Annotated in this window: 18 protein-coding genes; 7 read left to right on the forward strand and 11 right to left on the reverse strand. The window is 43.2% G+C overall.

What is annotated here, in order from left to right; all coding sequences use genetic code 11:
* Positions 1 to 69 precede the first annotated feature (69 nt).
* Positions 70 to 1,101 (reverse strand): radical SAM/SPASM domain-containing protein, encoded by a 1,032-nt coding sequence (locus AC59IL_RS10215; protein ID WP_496552018.1) that lies wholly within the window; start codon positions 1,099 to 1,101, stop codon positions 70 to 72.
* A gap of 136 nt (positions 1,102 to 1,237) precedes the next feature.
* Here AC59IL_RS10215 and AC59IL_RS10220 point away from each other — a divergent pair, with 136 nt between their 5' ends.
* Both AC59IL_RS10220 and AC59IL_RS10225 read left to right on the forward strand, forming a co-directional pair.
* Positions 1,238 to 2,011: a glycoside hydrolase family 25 protein gene (locus AC59IL_RS10220; protein WP_496552019.1), complete on the forward strand. Its 774-nt coding sequence runs from the start codon at positions 1,238 to 1,240 to the stop codon at positions 2,009 to 2,011.
* Positions 2,012 to 2,221: 210 nt separating this feature from the next.
* Positions 2,222 to 2,458, forward strand: a complete 237-nt coding sequence (locus AC59IL_RS10225) for a hypothetical protein (RefSeq protein WP_496552020.1) — start codon at positions 2,222 to 2,224, stop codon at positions 2,456 to 2,458.
* Between the two features lie 153 nt (positions 2,459 to 2,611).
* Here the strand turns inward: AC59IL_RS10225 and AC59IL_RS10230 are convergent, their stop codons facing one another.
* From AC59IL_RS10230 to AC59IL_RS10270, 9 genes are all read right to left on the reverse strand, one after another.
* A complete protein-coding gene (locus AC59IL_RS10230) occupies positions 2,612 to 3,469 on the reverse strand; it encodes a DUF6089 family protein (protein ID WP_496552021.1) in 858 nt (285 codons plus the stop codon).
* 295 nt (positions 3,470 to 3,764) lie between these two features.
* Positions 3,765 to 4,580, reverse strand: a complete 816-nt coding sequence (locus AC59IL_RS10235) for a prohibitin family protein (protein WP_496552022.1) — start codon at positions 4,578 to 4,580, stop codon at positions 3,765 to 3,767.
* A gap of 204 nt (positions 4,581 to 4,784) precedes the next feature.
* Positions 4,785 to 5,210, reverse strand: coding sequence for a YybH family protein (locus AC59IL_RS10240; protein ID WP_496552023.1), 426 nt, complete (start codon positions 5,208 to 5,210; stop codon positions 4,785 to 4,787).
* Between the two features lie 171 nt (positions 5,211 to 5,381).
* Positions 5,382 to 6,254 (reverse strand): sugar phosphate isomerase/epimerase family protein, encoded by an 873-nt coding sequence (locus AC59IL_RS10245; protein WP_496552024.1) that lies wholly within the window; start codon positions 6,252 to 6,254, stop codon positions 5,382 to 5,384.
* 119 nt (positions 6,255 to 6,373) lie between these two features.
* Positions 6,374 to 6,949 (reverse strand): gluconate 2-dehydrogenase subunit 3 family protein, encoded by a 576-nt coding sequence (locus AC59IL_RS10250; RefSeq protein WP_496552025.1) that lies wholly within the window; start codon positions 6,947 to 6,949, stop codon positions 6,374 to 6,376.
* Between the two features lie 96 nt (positions 6,950 to 7,045).
* Complete coding sequence (locus AC59IL_RS10255) at positions 7,046 to 8,758, reverse strand: GMC oxidoreductase (protein ID WP_496552026.1); 1,713 nt, start codon at positions 8,756 to 8,758, stop codon at positions 7,046 to 7,048.
* A gap of 110 nt (positions 8,759 to 8,868) precedes the next feature.
* Complete coding sequence (locus tag AC59IL_RS10260) at positions 8,869 to 10,548, reverse strand: GMC oxidoreductase (protein ID WP_496552027.1); 1,680 nt, start codon at positions 10,546 to 10,548, stop codon at positions 8,869 to 8,871.
* Between the two features lie 138 nt (positions 10,549 to 10,686).
* A complete protein-coding gene (locus AC59IL_RS10265) occupies positions 10,687 to 11,577 on the reverse strand; it encodes a hydroxypyruvate isomerase family protein (protein ID WP_496552028.1) in 891 nt (296 codons plus the stop codon).
* 98 nt (positions 11,578 to 11,675) lie between these two features.
* Positions 11,676 to 12,983 carry an MFS transporter gene (locus AC59IL_RS10270; protein WP_496552029.1) on the reverse strand — a complete coding sequence of 436 codons (1,308 nt, stop codon included), beginning with the start codon at positions 12,981 to 12,983 and terminating at the stop codon, positions 11,676 to 11,678.
* A 175-nt stretch (positions 12,984 to 13,158) separates the two neighbouring features.
* Here AC59IL_RS10270 and AC59IL_RS10275 point away from each other — a divergent pair, with 175 nt between their 5' ends.
* The 5 genes from AC59IL_RS10275 (at position 13,159) to AC59IL_RS10295 (ending at position 17,631) form a co-directional block, all read left to right on the forward strand.
* Positions 13,159 to 14,325, forward strand: a complete 1,167-nt coding sequence (locus tag AC59IL_RS10275; protein WP_496552030.1) for a Gfo/Idh/MocA family protein — start codon at positions 13,159 to 13,161, stop codon at positions 14,323 to 14,325.
* 41 nt (positions 14,326 to 14,366) lie between these two features.
* Positions 14,367 to 15,422, forward strand: a complete 1,056-nt coding sequence (locus AC59IL_RS10280; RefSeq protein WP_496552031.1) for a sugar phosphate isomerase/epimerase family protein — start codon at positions 14,367 to 14,369, stop codon at positions 15,420 to 15,422.
* A gap of 54 nt (positions 15,423 to 15,476) precedes the next feature.
* Positions 15,477 to 15,869, forward strand: a complete 393-nt coding sequence (locus AC59IL_RS10285; RefSeq protein WP_496552032.1) for a c-type cytochrome — start codon at positions 15,477 to 15,479, stop codon at positions 15,867 to 15,869.
* Between the two features lie 49 nt (positions 15,870 to 15,918).
* The gene (locus AC59IL_RS10290) at positions 15,919 to 16,644 is read left to right on the forward strand and encodes a 3-keto-disaccharide hydrolase (protein ID WP_496552033.1); all 726 of its coding nucleotides are present in this window, start codon (positions 15,919 to 15,921) and stop codon (positions 16,642 to 16,644) included.
* Between the two features lie 201 nt (positions 16,645 to 16,845).
* Entirely contained in the window at positions 16,846 to 17,631 is a 786-nt protein-coding gene (locus tag AC59IL_RS10295) for a 3-keto-disaccharide hydrolase (RefSeq protein ID WP_496552034.1), read from the forward strand.
* A gap of 120 nt (positions 17,632 to 17,751) precedes the next feature.
* On the opposite strand, the gene AC59IL_RS10300 is transcribed toward AC59IL_RS10295, so the two are convergent.
* A complete protein-coding gene (locus tag AC59IL_RS10300) occupies positions 17,752 to 19,083 on the reverse strand; it encodes a Gfo/Idh/MocA family protein (RefSeq protein ID WP_496552035.1) in 1,332 nt (443 codons plus the stop codon).
* Positions 19,084 to 19,135: the final 52 nt, after the last annotated feature.

Below are 19,135 nucleotides of genomic sequence, written 5' to 3' on the forward strand. Positions count from 1 at the left end.
TATTATTTTTCGAAATTACAGATTTTTGGTTTCCTTTCTGATTTTCATTTCTCCTTCTTCATTTCCCGTTCAATCGCCCCAAACTCTTGTTCCCTCGCTGCAGTTGGCGCAAATATCAATATTTTTTCGCCCCATCAGCACCTGTTCGCGGAATCGTTTATACTTATCGTTATGCCAAACTTCTTTAAAACTTTTGCCTTTTAAATCGCCCAGCGTATGTTGCGCATCTTTATCGAAACAACAGGGTACTACTAATCCGTCCCAGCTAATTACAGTAGCATGCCATAAACGCCAGCAATGGTTGCTCAGGGAGTTTTTAAATTCCATTTCGCCCTGCTGGTTTTTGCGGTACCTGCTGAATTTATCAATAGTAGGGATCAGGTTATTGGGATCATTTTCATAATCGTAAACCTGAGCCGTTTTAAACCGCACTTCATCAACACCGATTTCTTTTGCAAGCCGCTTTACATCTTCTATCTGATGTTCATTGGGCTTCACCACCAGGAACTGGAAAAATACAAACGGTTTTTTGCTTTTCAGTTCTTTTTTCCATTTTACAATATTGCGCGCACCTTCCAACACTTTATGCAGCTTTCCGCCTACGCGGTATTGCTGGTATACATCCTGTGTGGTGCCGTCAATAGATATGATCAGCCTGTCTAACCCGCTTTCTACTGTTTTGCGCGCATTATCTTCGGTAAGGTAATGGGCATTCGTAGAAGTTGCCGTATAAATACCTTTCGCTGATGCGTAATTCACCATATCAAGGAACTGCGGATTGAGATAAGGTTCACCCTGAAAATAAAAAACCAGGTATAACAGGTCCTTTGATAACTGATCGATCGTATCGCGAAAAAAATCTTTTTGCAACATGCCGGTTGGCCGGGTAAACGCCCTTAATCCGCTGGGGCATTCAGGACAACGAAGATTACAGGACGTTGTAGGCTCAAAAGAAATAGAAATCGGATATCCCCACTGCACAGGCTTACCTGTAAATTTACTTATATAATAACTGCATAATACTTTACCCGCATTCCATACCCGGCGCGGTGTTAACCTCGATAATAAATTGAAACTATCGTGCCAGTTAATTGCGGGCATAGATTGTAAAATTAGGGTTCAACTGCTTAAAGACAATGTTTTATATGGTGAAACGTTTAAAAGAGTTAAAATTTTCCACTTAAAACTATATAAATATCGCTTTGTATAGCCGCTCTAATATATTTGTAAACCGCTTATGGTAAGTAAAAAGAAAGTAGCCTTAGTTTGGAAAATTATGACCGGCCTGTTTGTAACAGCCATTGTAGTAATGCTGGCATTCAGGACTTATGAATGGTGGCTCGAACGAAGGGCTCATTTTATCAGATATGAAGCTTTTGGCATTGAAGTTCCCACCCGCTATACAATTCATGGTGTAGATGTATCGCGTTACCAGGAAATAGTTGACTGGACAAGTGTGCAATCGATGGATGTGGAAGGCATAAGGCCGGGTTTTTGTTTTATTAAAGCCACTGAAGGACTTGAAAGCGAAGATCCCCGATTTAAGCGAAACTGGGCAAAGTCAAAACAGGCAGGCATGGTACGCGGAGCCTATCATTTTTTTATTCCCAGCCGTAGCGGTAAAGCGCAGGCCGAGCATTTTATAAAAACGGTAGAACTGCAACCGGGCGATTTGCCTCCGGTGCTTGATGTGGAGCAAACGAACGGACTTGCTTCGAAAAAAGTTCGCGAACGCGCCAAAGAATGGCTGGTAACTGTAGAAAATTATTACGGGGTTAAACCCATTATTTATGCGAATGTTGATTTTTACCAGCAAATACTGAAAGATGAATTCGACGATTATCCATTATGGGTAGCGCATTACCTGCAAAAAGAAAAACCCCGCATTTATCGTCCCTGGCATTTTTGGCAATACAGCGAACAGGGTCATGTGAACGGCATTTTCTGTAAAGTTGATTTCAATGCTTTTTACGGCGATTCGGCTGATTTTAAGAATTTGCTTATTCATTAGGAGAAGGCAGTGGGCAGTAGGCAATGGGCAGTAGAAAATTGACAATAGCAGCGATCAACTCTTCGGGCTGGTTCAAGAACCATTGGCAACTTCTCACAACTTGCTATCCGGTTTCCGATTTCAGATTTCAAACTTCCGAAATCCGACTTCTGATTTCCCACCTCCGACTTCCTGCTTTTATCCTAACTTGGCATTATTAATTTCTACCTGATGAGCCAGATGGAAGATGATGTAAAAGATTTTCTAAAGCGGATCGTATGGTCGGTTTCTCTGGGATTATTTTGGCTGATTACCACACTGGGCATCGGCACCTACAATCACCTGCTGGTTCCTGAACCTTCGATCGGCATTGGTAATATTATTTTTTACATATGGATGGCCGGCAGCCTTATTGGCCTTATTTATATTAATTACCGCATCTGGAAGAAGAAATTTCCTCACGGATAGGGGCGCCAGCGCCCTTTGCAGTAGCGCTAAGAGATTAAAAGAGAAAAAGAAGAAAAAAGAGAAGTTTCTAAAAATTTAAACCGCTAAATAAATGGCAACCTGGCCGAATCGCGTAACCTCTTTTAACTCTTTCGACTCTTATATCCTCCTGGCTTAGAATCGCGTTGCCGGGCAGCCCACTTTTTTATCTCTTCTGTAGGTAGGCAATCCTGCAATGCGCCTGTAAGTATCGAAAATAACTGATCGAACTGTTAAGGTAAGCGCCATATAATAATACCCGTCTTTATCTTTCGAATTACCGCGCGAGGTTTTGGCGGCAGGATAAGTACCGGCACCCACTTCATCGCCCCGGTAGGCAAGATCAACGGCTGTTTGACCACGCGCAGCCAATAAAGTAGCCTGATCAACATATTCACCGCTTACATCATCGAGATAATCGGTAAATAATTTGCGATAGCCCACTTCAAATCCTACTCTGACGTTTTCATTAAGCGCATACATGGCGCCTATGCCGAGAGGAATGCTGAACTGGGTAAGACTATATGATTTTTTACCTGCCACAATGCCTTCGCCTTCGGTGCTGAGCGGTTGTAAAAAAGTTTTGGTGCCATCTGTATTATGGGTATACGGTTTATAATGAAATAAACCAATGCCGGCAAATACATAGGGGGTGATCCAGCTTTCATTCAGGCTTAAAATATTGTATTGCGCGCCCAGCTCCCAATCGAATAGTTTGGTTGAAAAATTCAGGTTGCGCTTTTGCATACTGGCTGTACCTTTTTTATCATCGGCCCCCAGCGAGGATAGCGTGAAATAGGTGCGGGCAGTAAAATGCTCCGATAAATCGTATTGAGCGCCCAATGAACCCAATAAATGGCTTTGTTTAAAAGTTATTCGTTTTGCCTGCAAATCGCCCTGGTAATTGGCAATTCCTAAACGGGCCGAAAAATGAAAATCCTGTGCGGCAACTGCAAGGGGCCAACAACAGAACAGGGTGATAATCTTTCTCATCGATATTCAATTAGGATATAATACGTCGCTCCCCACAAATCTACGGTTTGGTTGAATTTATATTAAACGTATTGATAGAGAAAATATTACCCCTGAATTCGGAAGTCAGCAATCGGAAGTCAGATTTGAACTGCCAAATGGCATGGGATGTACCTCCCCGAAACCGCCCTGTATTAATTCCACTCATGAAAAATTCTTCGGTAAACCACGCAGGGTGGGCCTTTACACCTTCCGGCGGAAAGACTCACACCCTGAACATCGTCTGACTTCAGACCTCCAACTTCTGACTTCGACTTTATTGTTTTGCATCAAGGATCACCGGCGTATTGCCTTTGCCCATGATCACCATTTTGGCGTTTGTTGATCCGGCCAGGTCTTTCATGGCTTTTATTTGTTCGTACTGCAATTGGCGGTCGGTTAAACTTTCGCTGATGATGTGCTGGTAATCTGAAATACCCTGCGCTTCGACCCGCTTACGTTCGGCTTCCTGCCGTTCTTTTTGCAAAACGAACTGCATTTTTTGCGCTTCCTGCTCGGCAGTGATCTTTTGCTCAATGGCGCTTTTAACCATCTGCGGTAAAGTAATATTACGCACCAGTAATTGTTCCAATACCAGGCCGCGATTTTTAAAATCAAGTTCTATGCTTTTAAAAATGCGTTGCTGAAATTCATCGCGCTTGGAAGAATACAGGGCAACAGCCTCATAGTACACCGCATTATCACGAATTTTAGTACGGGTTAAAGGGCGAACAATTTTATCGGTATAGTCCAGCCCGGTTTCGCGTACGATGCGCGGTGCATCCTGGGGTAATACCCTATACAATACCGTTAAATCAATTACGACTTCCAGTCCATCGGAAGTTAATGCCCTGATGGCATCATCGCCCGATTTCTGACCTTCGTCGTGCACGCCGCTCATGGTATAGTTTTGCGTTCTTACATCCATTTTTTCAACATTGAGCAGTGGGTCAATGAAATGCAGACCGCTGCCTAATACATCGTTCTGCACTTTACCGAATAATTTTTTTACACCGATTTCACCGGCCTCTACCTGTACAATGCAGGATGTGAGAATGCCAATTGAAATAAAAATCAGGCCTATGATGCGCACGGGAGAGGCGAACCGACGGAAATTATTTTCATTGCTGCGGGTAACAGCGAGGCCTATAATAAAAATGATAAACCCGATAATGATAAGAGCCATAAATATATAGTTTGTGGTTTAAGGCTTGAGGTTAATATTTTGAGATTTCGGGATATTGAGATTTTGGGATTTAAATCCAGAAATCTCAAAATCAAAAAATCAGCAATTGTTCTAACTGCTATGGTCAGCTATAATAACCCACTGACCGTTGATTTTACGGAACAGCAGGTTATAATGGCCGCCCACATCGCCGACCTTTCTATTTAAGTGCCATTTGCCTACAATAAAATAATATTCAGGCGATAAGCGCTGTACTTTAACCAAATCGAACGACAGGGTGCCCATTTCATCGGCATTGCTGTAATGTTTCTTATAGTTCATTAGTGTATTCTGATAGCCATATGTTACACCGCTTTTACCAATAAACATTAAAGAGTCGTTATTCCAGTATCCTTTCATAAATTCATCGATGTTACCATTGTTCCACGCTGTGATTTGATCGTTTAGTATTTTTCGAATGCTTTGTTCATCTTTTGACTGGGCTATTGCAAACTGTAACATGAATAAGGCAGCGAGTAAACAAATCGTTTTTCTCATAATATGTTGTTTTATTTAAAGGTAGGAAAACGAAGTCGGAAGAACCCGTGAGTGGATCATGTTGTGTAAAAAACAAAATCCGAAAGAGGCTGCTACTTTAATCACAGCTTCTTACGGACTTTACTGATCAGCCAGTAGGCGGGCAGACTTTACGAACTTCCCGACTTATATCTACATTTTAAATTTCTTCATATACGCCGCATCAACGGCTGCACTTTTTAATGGCGTGCTGTTATCATACCGTTCCTGCTCAACTATATAGTATTGCATTCCTTTGCCGGAAGCTATTTTTAAAATCTTTTTGAAGTCGATACCACCGGTTCCCACGTCGGTCGAAGCATCGGTATCTTTTGCATCGGCACCTTTTTTACGGTCTTTGATATGACACAATTTAAAACGGCCAGGATATTTGTTAATCCATGCTATAGGGTCAGCGCCTGCCGTTACAACCCAGTAAATATCCATTTGAAAATCTACCAGTGCTGCATCGGTATTTTGCATCATCACATCCTGCGGCAATACGCCATCTATAGCATTAAAACTATATCCATGGTTGTGATAGGCAAACCGCAACCCGTTCTTTTTGCATATGTCGCCGCAGGCATTAAATTTTTCCGCAGCTTTTTTATAATCATCCATTGATTTTTGAGGACCGAGGTAGGGGCAAATCAAATACTTCATTCCAATTTCACCTGCCTGCGCTGCTTTTGTTTCAAAATCAGTATTAATGTTGCAATGACTCGAAATAATGCTCATTCCAAGCTCATCCATATACGTTTTAAATTCCTTATTGGTCATACCCCAGAACATGCCTTGCTTACCTTCAAAACTTTCTACCTGTTTATAACCAAAAGATGCCACCTGTTTTAAAACACCCTTCGGGTCTTTTGGCAAATCTTCGCGCAAAGAGTACAGCTGAAGGCCAAAATTTTTAATGGCTGCATTGGATGAAAAAGGCTCATCCATTGAAAAAGCCGACCGTGCAATGAGTAACCCTGAAGCAAGTGTACCGGTTGTTTTAAGGAAATCTCTTCTATTATACATGTGTATGGTTGAGTGATTATCAGTTTCTATTCAAAATATTGAACCGAAGAATATCCAATTATGAACTTCGAAGTGAATGCAACTTCAACATTCATTATTCATAATTCGACATTCAATATTTACAGAGCCCAGGCTTTATCGCCTTTTTTATAAGGAATACAGGCGTCGAACCGGCCCGGCACCGCCACATAACGCAATGCTTCGGTGGCGCCCGGTTTTGAAGTAAAGTAACCCAATAAGGTTAACTGCTTCATTTGGGTAAAGTAATGGGCGTCGTCGTCTTTCTTTTTATTTTTCGCATACTCCTTCTGTTCTTTATCCAGTTCAGTCAAGAGTTCTTTACGTTGTTCAGGAGTTATTTTCATGAACCCACTGCCGTTGAATTTATTTTTGCTGGCTTCGTTCAGCTTTGTCATTCCTTCGAGAAATATCTTCTGATTTTTTTCGTCGTAACAATCCTTTACCATAACGGTCATGAACGTACCTACCTGAGCTGCTTTGGCGCCCGGTGTATCGGTAGCAGGAATTATCGTTTCTGCCACTTCGTTGAGGTAGGCAATATCATCCGGTGTAAAGTCGAGCGACTGGCCAACTTTTTTATCGGCTGTGGTACAACCATTCAAAAAAAACTCTGCCCCTATCACGGTTCCACCCAGCAATAACGCAACACGGGATAATGCGTCTCTTCTATTCATAAAAATTAATTTGACAATTCGATAATTTGATAATGTGCTAATTATACGTGTCATGCATTAGCAAATCAGCACATTAGCTCAATTAGCACATTGAGTTTAAATATTTCCTTTCTTCAACTCGCTCACTGCATAGTCGGCAGCCCTTGCCGTAAGCGCCATGTATGTAAGCGACGGGTTCTGGCAAGCCGACGAAGCCATGCAGGCGCCATCACTTATAAACACGTTCTTTACATCGTGCATCTGGTTAAAGCCATTTAACACCGATGTTTTAGGGTTTTTCCCCATGCGGGCTGTACCCATTTCGTGAATACAAAAGCCGGGCGCCAGGTCTTCATCATACGTTTCGACATTCTTTAATCCTGCTTTTTCGAGCATCTCAGCTGCACTTGCCATCATATCTTTACGCATTGTTTTTTCATTTTCCTTAAACTCACAATCGATGTCGAGCGTTGGCAGGCCCCATTTATCCTTCTTGTCTTTATTTAAAGTTACTTTATTCTCATAATAAGGTAAATGCTCACCCCAGGCACCAATTCCAAACCTCCAGTTACCGGCTTCTGTTAATTGTTGTTTCAGCTCAACGCCAATTCCATCTGCTGAACCGTGTCTTCCACGGCTTGCGCCACCCTGATAACCAAAACCGCGCACATAATCGTTTCGCTTTGTTTTTTCACTGATGTTCCTGAACCGCGGAATATAAATACCGTTGGGTCTTCTGCCATAGTAATACTCATCGGCAAACCCCTCGAATATACCATCCGCGCCTACGCCATAATGATGGTCCATCAGATTGTGTCCTATCTGGCCGCTGCTGTTGCCAAATCCGTTCGGAAAAGCATCCGAAACTGAATGCAACAATATGTGCGCCGTTCCCAGGGTTGAAGCGTTCAGAAAGATCACTTTTGCATAATACTCCTCGGTTTTCATGGTAACGGCATCAAGTATGCGTACGCCGGTTGCTCTTTTTTTATCTTTATCGTATAATATGTCGAGCACTATTGAATCGGGCCGTAAAGTATAATTACCTGTTGCCTTCGCGGCTGGTAAGGTTGCAGAGTTACTGCTAAAATACCCACCAAACGGACAGCCCTGATGGCATTTGTTACGGTACTGACAGGGACCGCGGTCGCCCACTCTTTGTGTGTGATTGGCCGAACGGCCAATGATCATTACCCGGTCGGCAAAGCTTTCTTTAATGCGTGCCGCAACATGCTTTTCGAGGCAATTCATTTCCATCGGAGGCAAAAATTCTCCGTCGGGCAATTGCGGCAAGCCATCTTTTGAGCCATTGATACCGGCAAACTTTTCAACGTAACTGTACCAGGGCGCCAGGTCTTTATATCGAATGGGCCAGTCAACACCATGACCGTCTTTGGCATTCGCTTCAAAATCTATATCGCTCCACCGGTAACTTTGCCGGCCCCACATCAATGAGCGGCCGCCCACATGGTAGCCGCGGATCCAGTCGAACGGCTTTACCTGATTGTATGGATTTTCAACATCGTTTACAAAGAACTTTTTCGATACTTCATCAAAAGCATAACACTTACTTTGAATAGGACTGTTCTTTTTGTCTTCTTCTGTGGTTTTTAACCGGTGGGGCAGTTCCCAAATATCCTTCTCGGTTCCTTTATAATCTTTTATGTGCTCAACGTTTCTTCCTCTTTCAAGCACCAATGTTTTCAATCCTTTTTCGCACAACTCTTTGGCTGCCCAGCCGCCACTAATGCCCGACCCTACCACAATAGCATCAAAGGTATTTTGTACGGTTGCTTTGTTATTAAGGTGTACGTTTAACGAATCTCCCATTGAATCAATTTGATAATTTACTAATATGCTAATGTGCTAATTTGATTAATTTTTTCGGTTCAGTACTAATATTAGCAAATTAGCATATTGGCACATTAGCACATTTGTATTTAAAGGTTTCCTTTTTTCAGTTCATTTACAGCAAAATCAGCAGCCCGGGCTGTTAATGCCATGTAAGTAAGAGAAGGATTTACACATGAAGCCGATGTCATGCAGGCGCCATCTGTAACAAAAACATTCGGTGCATCCCATACCTGGTTGTGTGCATTGAGCACCGATGTTTTGCGATCTTTACCCATACGTGCTGTACCCATTTCATGAATGCCCATGCCCATGTAATAATTGGTTTCCGTGGGCTTCACATCTTTCAAACCAGCAGCTTGCAACATTTCAACGGCATCATTTTTCATATCTGTGCGCATCTTCATTTCATTATCCTTTATCTCACAATCTATGGCCAGCACGGGTAAACCCCATTTATCTTTTTTGTTTTTATCGAGCGATATTTTGTTTTCGTGGTAAGGCAATATTTCACCAAAAGCGGTCATGCCCATTGTCCAGGGGCCTGGTTCAGTTAAGGCGTTTTTCAATTCGGCGCCAATACCCAGTTCGGCAATCTGCCGGTTCCAGCCCTGGCGGCTGGCTGCTCCCTGATAGCCAAAGCCACGCACATAATCTCTTTTATCGCTCATTACATTTCTAAAACGGGGAATGTAAAAACCGGTTGGTCTGCGTCCGAAGTAGTATTTATCATCATAGCCTTCTGCTACGCCTTCGGCGCCTACCCTGAAATGATGGTCCATTACATTATGCCCCAGTTCACCACTGCTGCTACCCAACCCTTCGGGCCATACATCGGAGGCAGAATTTAACAACACCCACGAACTATTAAATGCCGACGCGCACAGAAAAACCAGCTTCGACTTAAATTCATAGGTTTTATTTTCCTGTGCATCCATTACTTCAACACCGGTTGCTTTCTTCTTGTCTTTATCGTACAATACTTTGGTAACAATCGAAAACGGACGTAGTGTAAGATTACCGGTTGCCAATGCAGCCGGTAATGTAGATGATTGTGTGCTGAAATAGCCACCAAACGGACAGCCGAGCCAGCATTTATTGCGGAACTGGCATTTGGTGCGGCCTGGAAGCGGTTGAGTAATATTAGCAACACGGCCAATGAACAGGTGCCGTTGTCCTTTGTAATAATCTTTTAAACGGGCAGCCACATCTTTTTCAACGCAGTTTAATTCCATGCCCGGTTGAAATTGCCCGTCGGGCAGGTGAGGTAGTCCTTCTTTGGTACCGCTGATGCCTGCGAATTTTTCAACATAATCGTACCAGGGTGCAATTTCTTTATACCTGACAGGCCAGTCAACACCGTGACCATCTTTTGCATTGGCTTCAAAATCCAGATCACTCCACCGGTAGCTTTGCCGGCCCCACATCAGCGAACGGCCGCCTACATGATAGCCGCGAAACCAGTCGAACCGTTTGGTTTCGGTATACGGACAATCTTTTTCATTTGTCCAGAAGTTGAGGTTCGTTTCGTTTAACGGGTAATCCCTGTTCAACACGGGATACTCTTTAATCATTTGCTGGGTTTTACCGCCACGATGCGGAAACTCCCATGGATCTTTATTGGTATTGGTGTAACCCGTTACATGTTTTATATCTTCACCCCGCTCGAGCAACAGCACTTTTAATCCTTTTTCAGTTAATTCCTTTGCAGCCCATCCTCCGCTAATACCCGAACCAACTACTATAGCATCATAAACATTTTCTGCCATGATTCATTGTTTTAAAAATTGAATGGTCAAGAGTGAATGGTCAATATAAACACTGCACCATTCTATAATTCTGATAGTCGATTAACTACGCTTAACCCCTTAAAAAAATCAGAACTTTTAACCGCAATTACACACTGCTTATACATCACAAATTTTCACCGCTTTTTCAAGCGAAACCAGCCGTTCTTCATTGGTTTTGCGCGCCGGAATGAACTCCTGGGCAACATAGCCTTTAAAGCCTGTATCTACAATCGCCTTCATGATCGCCGGGTAATACAGTTCCTGCGTTTCATCAATTTCATTTCTGCCCGGAACACCGCCGGTATGGTAATGTGTTATATACTGATGATTATCTTTTATAGTTCTTATCACATCGCCTTCATCTATCTGCATATGATAAATGTCGTACAGCAATTTGAAGTTTTCTGATCCAACCCGCTTTACCAGTTCAACGCCCCAGGGTGTTTTATCGCACTGGTAATCTTTATGGTTCACCTTGCTGTTCAACAGTTCCATTACGACCATCACCTTATTTTTTTCGGCTAAACCCATGATTTGTTTTAAACCTTCGACACAGTTGTTCCATCCTGTTTCATCGTCTATACCACGCCGGTTGCCGCTGAAACAAATCAGGTTTTTGTATCCTGCTTTGGCTACCAGCGGAATCATTTCAGTATAATTTTTTATCAGCTTGTCATGGAATTTTTTATCGTTCCATCCATCTACCAGGTTCAGTTCGGCGCCATTGCACATAGAAGAATAAAGGCCGTACTTCTGTAATACAGGCCAGTCTTTAGGCCCCACAAGATCAATAGCGCCAATGCCGATCTTTTTTACTGCAGCACAAAATTCTTCGAGTGGTATAGAATCGTAACACCAGCGACAAACAGAGTGGTTGATATTTCCTTTCAAGGTATTCGTTTTAATTTCCTCGGTGGTTGTAAAAGACGAAAGCATGTTGGCGGTACCAATGGCTGCGGTGCCGGCAACCAGATTTTTAATGGCAACTCTTCGGGATTGATTAGCCATGTTGTTAAAGTTGGGATTGAAATTTACTAAATGTTCAAACAATATCAATTAAATGTAAAACCGTTAATGTTAAAATATCACAAAACGTTAAGAATCTCTTATGCACTTACAGGTGTTAGCATCCCGGCTTTCTTTCGCCCCCTCATATAAATCACCAAACCGGTGAAGGCAAGTACCAATGCAATAGGTATCATTAATGTGGTATTTAAAATTTCAGGACCTGCGGCTTTTTTAGCTTCGGCCAGTGCATTGGCCATTTCACTTCCTGCAGGCGCATCACTGTACAATTTCAAATCGGCCCCTGATGGTAATTTTTCGCCCAGTAATTTATCGTAATGGCCACCCATAAACATCATGTAAACCGATACGGCGAACATGCCGGCGCCTCCCATAAGGTTCAAACCTACAGCGCCTGTTTTAGGCAGGTTTTCCGAAACAAATCCCAGCATGGTAGGCCAGAAATAACAAACGCCCATTCCAAATACCAGAGCTCCTGCAAAAATCATATTGCCTGTTGTATGACCCAACAAGTAAATACCCAATGCCGATAATATGGCTGAAATAAGCAGTACACCCTGAGGCGATAACCGGTGTACAACGGGCTCTGCCAAACCTCTTCCCACCACCATTACACCCGTTTCCAAAGTAAGGATCAATAAGGCATTATCTGTTACATTTTTTAACAACACATCGATCCATTGCCCGGTAAACAATTCGGTAATAGCTGTACCAAACATGCAAATGATCATAAAAATAAATAGCGGGCTTAATAACGAGCGGTACATTTCGCCTGTTGAAACGCCTGCAGCCACCCGTTCGGTAACCGGGAATGTTTGCTTAGAAACAAGGTAGCCGTAAATAAGTGTAGGAATAAGCATTACTGCTACCTGTACCTGCCATGGCTCAAGGCCGGCAATTTTGCCAATTCCTGCTTTGTTATAAGCAAATACAATTAATGTACCCAGCACAATGCCTCCGGGAAACCACAAATGAAAATGGTTCAGTTTGGTGGTTTTGTTATCGGGGAATATAGCTGCCACCAACGGATTACAGGCAGCCTCTACGGTGCCATTGGCAATACCAATTAAAAGAGTTGATAAAAATAAAGTCCAGTAACCGGTGGCAAAAACCGTTAATAAAATGCCGCTCATGTGAAATAAACAAGCGAGCAGCAACAATTTTTTCATGCCGATAATATCAACGATCATTCCGCCGATAATAACAGCCAGCGGAAAACCCCAGAAAGCTGTTGCAGCAATGGTTCCCAGTTGTGAAGCACTCAGGTGAAAATTTTCACCCAACTGATTTAATATGCCGGCACGAATGCCAAAGGATAAAGATGTAACTAACAGGGCTAAACAACTGGCCCAAAACAGTTGCCCACGGTGAATGGTTGGTTGTTGCATGGCAAGAAATCTTTTGGTTAATAAATGGTTCCTAATTGATAATTTTTAAAGTTTTTATCGAACCACCGTAACTTTATCAAACACTAATGTAAATTCGTTAGACTCAAATAAGCATGTAAATGTAATTTTTTATTTTAAAACAAATCCTTTTTCACTTTTTTCTAATCTCTTTTTCATGAACAGAAAATTACGAATGGGAATGGTTGGTGGAGGCAAAGATGCCTTTATCGGCGCTATTCACCGCATTGCTGCCAACATGGATGGTCTTATTGAATTAAGCTGCGGCGCATTAAGTCATCATCCCAATGTAGCAAAGGAATCAGGCAAAATGTTATTTCTTCCCGACGATCGCACATATACGAATTACGAAGATATGATTAAGGCTGAAAGTAGTTTAGCAGCCGATAAACGTATGGATTTTGTAACGATCGTTACACCCAACTTTGCGCACTTTGCTCCGGCTATGATGGCGCTCGATCACGGCTTTCATGTAGTGATAGAAAAGCCCATGACCTTCACATTGGATGAAGCTAAACAACTTCAAAAGAAAGTACAGGAAACCGGTTTGCTGTTATGTCTTACACATACCTATTCGGGTTACCCGATGGTAAAGCAGGCACGCTATATGGTGCAAAACGGCGCATTGGGAAAGATTAGAAAAGTATATGTTGAATATCCGCAGGGATGGCTGAGCAAACTTAGTGAACGCGAAGGCAACGCACAGGCCGCCTGGAGAACCGATCCCAAACGTTCGGGCAAAAGCGGTTGCATGGGCGATATTGGTACACACGCTGCACACCTCAGCGAATATATCACCGGATTAAAGATCACCCATCTTTGCGCCGATCTGAATATTATGGTAGAAGGCCGCGCACTCGACGACGATGGTAATGTGTTATTAAAGTTCGATAACGGTGCCGCAGGAGTGCTGATGGCATCGCAGGTAGCAGCCGGTGAAGAAAATGCATTAAAGATTCGTGTATACGGCGAAAGAGGCGGCATTGAATGGGCGCAAATGGAACCCAATACACTTATTGTAAAATGGCTCGATCAGCCCACACAAATATTGCGCGCCGGCGGCAATTACACCAACCTGTTATCGAGCTTCGCTACCCATAACTGCCGCACACCTGGCGGGCATCCCGAAGGTTACCTCGAAGCATTTGGTAATATTTACCGCAATTTTGCTCTTACATTATCGGCACATATCAATGGAGAAGAACCTTCCAAAGAAATGCTCGATTTCCCACGGGTTGATGAAGGTGTTCGTGGTATGGCATTTATCGATAACGTTGTAAAGAGCAGCACCAGTAAAGAAAAGTGGACTTTGTTTGAAGTGTAATTAAACGCACCAAATTTCAAATACCAAATTCCAAATCACACATGCGAACAATAAAAGGACCCGGAATTTTTTTAGCTCAGTTTATGGGCGATCAGGCACCGTTCAACTCACTGAAATCAATTTGCCAGTGGGCAAAAAGCCTTGGCTTTGCAGGTGTGCAAATACCTTCGTGGGACAGCCGTTGTATTGATCTGCAAAAGGCCGCTGAAAGCAAAACCTATGCAGATGAAATTAAAGGCATCGTAAAAGAATGCGGACTTGAAATAACGGAACTGTCAACGCATTTGCAGGGACAACTGGTAGCAGTTCACCCTGCCTATGACGCTTTATTTGATAGCTTTGCACCCGAAGCATACCGTAACAATCCAAAAGCCCGCACCGAATGGGCTGTGCAACAATTAAAATATGCCGCCAAAGCCTCACAAAACCTGGGACTGAATGCTCATGCCACTTTTAGCGGCGCATTGCTATGGCCAACTGTTTATCCCTGGCCACAACGACCAGCCGGACTTGTTGAAACAGGCTTCAAAGAACTGGCCAACCGCTGGCTGCCTATATTGAATTACTTTGATGAATGCGGTGTGGATGTTTGTTACGAAGTGCATCCGGGTGAAGATATACACGACGGTATTTCATACGAGATGTTTTTACAACATACCAATAACCATGCACGGGCCTGCCTGTTGTACGACCCATCGCACTTTGTGTTACAATGCCTCAATTATCTCGAATATATCGACAACTACCACGAACGCATTCGTATGTTTCACGTAAAAGATGCAGAGTTTAACCCCACCGGTAAACAGGGTGTGTATGGTGGCTATCAAAGCTGGATCGACCGGGCAGGCCGTTTCAGATCGCTGGGCGATGGTCAGGTAGATTTTAAATCGATCTTTAGTAAACTAACGGCATACGATTATGCGGGGTGGGCCGTGCTGGAATGGGAATGTTGTATAAAACACCCCGAAGACGGCGCAGCCGAGGGCGCAGTTTTTATTAAAGACCACATTATTCGGGTAACTGAAAAAGCATTCGATGACTTTGCAGGTACAGGCAGTGATGAAAAATTTAACCGGTCGATATTGGGTTTGCAATAATATAATCAGCTAAACAAGTATCTTGCACAATTCCTGAACTAAAATTTTGTTTCGATGAAGAAAATATTCGTCTTCGCTGCTTTTTGCACTGCAATGGTAGCCTGTAACTCTTCTGATAACAAAGGTGCCGAAAAAGCGGCCGATACCAGCAGCAAGGCAGCTGCCGGTGGCCCTGTTGCCAGCGCCGATGAAAAAGGACTGGAAATGATCGGCGCGCTCGATTGTACTACCTGCCATAAGATCGGCGAAAAGAACATCGGTCCTGCTTATACCGATGTATCTAAAAAATACGAAGCAACAGAAGCAAATATTGATACGCTTGCTCATAAAGTGATTGCCGGCGGCTCAGGCAACTGGGGCACAGTGCCTATGACCCCGCACCCAACGCTTAGCCTTGATAGTGCTAAAGAAATGGTTCGCTATATTCTTTCGTTAAAAAATAAATAAGTTGCTGTTACCCTGCCACCACCGGCAGGGTAATTTTTTTGATGTACTTATGAAAAAAACATTCATCGCCTTATTCCCGGTTGTGTTGATGGCCTGTGCTACAGCAACCAAAACAACCAGCTCATTAAACACATTAAGCGAAAAGGAAAAGAAAGAAGGCTGGCAGTTATTATTCGATGGCACTTCGAAAAACGGCTGGCATATTTACAATAGCAAATCAGATGGCGGCGCCTGGACGGTGAATGCCGGCATTCTGTATCTTGATCCTGTTGCCAAACAAAAAGGTGGCGGCGGAGGTGATCTGGTTACCAATGAAACATATGAAAATTATGACCTGAAGCTTGAATGGAAAATTGATTCGGCCGGTAACAGCGGTATCATTTTTTTAACACAGGAAGATCCTAAATATGGTGCATCCTATTTAACCGGGCCCGAAATGCAGATCATCGATAACAATGGTCATCATGATGCAAAGATCAATAAACATCGTGCCGGTGATTTGTACGACCTGATTGCAGCCGATCCTCAAAACGCCAATGACTGGGGACAATGGAATCAGATAGAGATGATCGTTAATAATGGTTCGCTTGAATTATATCAAAACGGTAAAAAAGTTGTTGCAACAACTATGTGGAATGATAACTGGAATAATTTAGTTGCCAGCAGCAAGTTTAAACAATGGGCCGATTTTGGAAAATTTCACAAAGGTAAAATCGCCTTACAAGACCATGGCAATGGGGTTGCGTTCAGAAATATTAAGATCAGAAAATTATAAATGCATATTGCCTTTACAGGCTTACGGCAAAGGGTGGGTCATCTGCACAAAAGGTGGCCCACCCTTTGTGCTTTACAACCCAACATATGTGGAATAACAGTTGCATAACAAAATCGTACTTGTAGCACATTAATTAATAACCATAACAGTCACAATAATTTTTACCTTTAGTTACTTCATTTTAAAATCAACTAAAATCGTATGCGCCTAACTTTTGCTGTATTAGTACTGGCTGCTGCTATTGGTGGCTGCCAGTCGAACACCAACACAAAACCAGCCGAAACCGACACTACAAAAAAAGATACCATGGCAGCAACACCTGTTGATACTACCAATCGGTTATCCGATGCTGAAAAAAATGCCGGATGGCAATTGTTGTTCGATGGTGCTTCGAAAGGCAATTTCCATGTATTTAATAACAAAACCGACGGCTCGGCCTGGCAGGTAACCGATGCACAACTGCACCTTGATACTACCAACAAAAAAGATGGCAAAATTACCGGTGGCGGCGACCTTGTTACCAATGATGAGTATGAAAATTTTGACCTGAAGCTTGAATGGAAAATTGATCCGGGTGGTAACAGTGGCATTATGTTTTATGTGCAGGAAGGACCTAAATTTCAGGAAACTTATCATACGGGACCCGAAATGCAGGTGTTAGATAATGAAAGGCACCCCGATGCTAAAATTATTAAGCACCGTGCCGGAGATCTGTACGATCTTATTACCAGCGCACCGGAAACAGTTAAGCCGGCGGGCCAATGGAACCAGGTTGAAGTAATATCAAACAAAGGATCGCTCGAATTTCATCTCAACGGCACCAAAGTGCTCAGCACTACTATGTGGGATGATAACTGGAAAAAAATGATAGCCGCCAGCAAATTCAAACAATGGCCTGGTTTCGGCACCTATAAAAAAGGAAGAATTGCTCTGCAGGACCATGGCAATTCGGTGTGGTACAGGAATATTAAGATTAAGACCTTATAAATTGTTTGATGGCTGAATTGTTTGATTGTTATTGACTCTGAAATTTATACAGGCTGCCAATATTCAGGCAGGCTTAAAATTCAACAGCCCAACCATCAAACAATTCAGCCATTCAACCATCTAAATTTTCGGCAACACATATCCATTATTATACTGCTTCATCAGATACTGCTCATTCACTTTATCATCGGTAAACTTACCCGCTTCTTTATCCCACACCAACCGTTGGCCGCTTCTGAACGAAATGTTTCCCATTTGCGCCACCGTTGCCACATGCGCGCCTGCCTGTATAGAGCAGCGCAGCTCATCGGTTTTTCGCGACTTCACCACATCGATAAAATTCTGCATATGCTTCTGCAAACCATTGTCGACCGGTTTTGCAAAGGCCTTGCTTGCTTTATTTTTACTTTGTGGTTCTTCCAATACTTCCCATCCGCCACGGTATAGCACCAGCGTTCCGTTATTGCCAATAAATGCAATGCCGTGATTTTTTCCATACGAACCATTGTCGATGCCCATGGCCGAATCCCATACCAGGTTGAATTTGTCGAACTCGTAAAGGGTTGTCAAAGTATCGGGTGTTTCCTGCGCCAGATCGGGATAGGCGAATTTGCCACCGAGGGCAGCAATTGATTTAGGCACATCGGCCTTCATACCCAACAGCGCATAATCGAGCAGGTGCACGCCCCAGTCGGTCATTAAACCACCGGCATAGTCCCAAAACCACCTGAAATTAAAATGAAAACGGCTGGCATTAAAAGACCGTATGGGGGCCGGGCCCAGCCACATCGCATAGTCAACACCGGCAGGCGGATTGCTGTCGGGCACTACCGGTTCGGGGCGCATCCATCCCTGATAACACCAAACCTTTACGGTTCTGATCATGCCCAGCTGACCACCTTGAACGTAATCTACCGCATCTTTAAAATGCTGCTGGCTCCGTTGCCACTGACCGGCCTGCACAACTTTGTTATATCGTTGCTGGGCTGCCACCATGATACGGCATTCAACAATTGAATTGCCAACCGGCTTTTCAACATACACATCTTTGCCCGCTTCGCAGGCATGTATCATTTGCAAAGCATGCCAGTGATCGGGGGTACCGATAATCACAAAATCAATATCTTTTTGCTCAAGCAGCTTACGGTAATCATTGTATGTTTTTACCTTCGAAGTATCGATATTCATTTTTGCCAGCTCGCTCATTCTTTTATCAAGAACGTTCTTATCTACATCGCACAAGGCAGTTACATTTACGCCAGGCACTTTTAAGGCGGCTGTTAAATCAACCCATCCCATGCCATTTATACCTATAGCGGCCACGTTTAACTGATCGGATGGGGCCAGGCGGTTTTTAAATATGGCAAAGGCTTTATTGTCGAGCGACGATAAAACAGTTCCCCCTGCAAGCAACATACCGGCGTTTTGCAGAAATTTTCTTCGATGGATCATGTTTAATAGTTATAAGGTTATGAAATAAGTCGGAAAGTCCGGAAGTCAGTAA

This window comes from Niastella sp. sgz303648 (assembly GCF_059587045.1).

Coding starts and splice junctions, on each gene's coding strand:
- AC59IL_RS10275 (WP_496552030.1), top strand. CDS start 13,159: ATGAACAGAAAATTACGAATGGGAATGGTTGGTGGAGGCAAAGATGCC.
- AC59IL_RS10265 (WP_496552028.1), bottom strand. CDS start 11,577: ATGGCTAATCAATCCCGAAGAGTTGCCATTAAAAATCTGGTTGCCGGC.
- AC59IL_RS10255 (WP_496552026.1), bottom strand. CDS start 8,758: ATGGGAGATTCGTTAAACGTACACCTTAATAACAAAGCAACCGTACAA.
- AC59IL_RS10260 (WP_496552027.1), bottom strand. CDS start 10,548: ATGGCAGAAAATGTTTATGATGCTATAGTAGTTGGTTCGGGTATTAGC.
- AC59IL_RS10215 (WP_496552018.1), bottom strand. CDS start 1,101: ATGCCCGCAATTAACTGGCACGATAGTTTCAATTTATTATCGAGGTTA.
- AC59IL_RS10230 (WP_496552021.1), bottom strand. CDS start 3,469: ATGAGAAAGATTATCACCCTGTTCTGTTGTTGGCCCCTTGCAGTTGCC.
- AC59IL_RS10250 (WP_496552025.1), bottom strand. CDS start 6,949: ATGAATAGAAGAGACGCATTATCCCGTGTTGCGTTATTGCTGGGTGGA.
- AC59IL_RS10295 (WP_496552034.1), top strand. CDS start 16,846: ATGCGCCTAACTTTTGCTGTATTAGTACTGGCTGCTGCTATTGGTGGC.
- AC59IL_RS10280 (WP_496552031.1), top strand. CDS start 14,367: ATGCGAACAATAAAAGGACCCGGAATTTTTTTAGCTCAGTTTATGGGC.
- AC59IL_RS10225 (WP_496552020.1), top strand. CDS start 2,222: ATGAGCCAGATGGAAGATGATGTAAAAGATTTTCTAAAGCGGATCGTA.
- AC59IL_RS10290 (WP_496552033.1), top strand. CDS start 15,919: ATGAAAAAAACATTCATCGCCTTATTCCCGGTTGTGTTGATGGCCTGT.
- AC59IL_RS10270 (WP_496552029.1), bottom strand. CDS start 12,983: ATGCAACAACCAACCATTCACCGTGGGCAACTGTTTTGGGCCAGTTGT.
- AC59IL_RS10245 (WP_496552024.1), bottom strand. CDS start 6,254: ATGTATAATAGAAGAGATTTCCTTAAAACAACCGGTACACTTGCTTCA.
- AC59IL_RS10220 (WP_496552019.1), top strand. CDS start 1,238: ATGGTAAGTAAAAAGAAAGTAGCCTTAGTTTGGAAAATTATGACCGGC.
- AC59IL_RS10300 (WP_496552035.1), bottom strand. CDS start 19,083: ATGATCCATCGAAGAAAATTTCTGCAAAACGCCGGTATGTTGCTTGCA.
- AC59IL_RS10240 (WP_496552023.1), bottom strand. CDS start 5,210: ATGAGAAAAACGATTTGTTTACTCGCTGCCTTATTCATGTTACAGTTT.
- AC59IL_RS10285 (WP_496552032.1), top strand. CDS start 15,477: ATGAAGAAAATATTCGTCTTCGCTGCTTTTTGCACTGCAATGGTAGCC.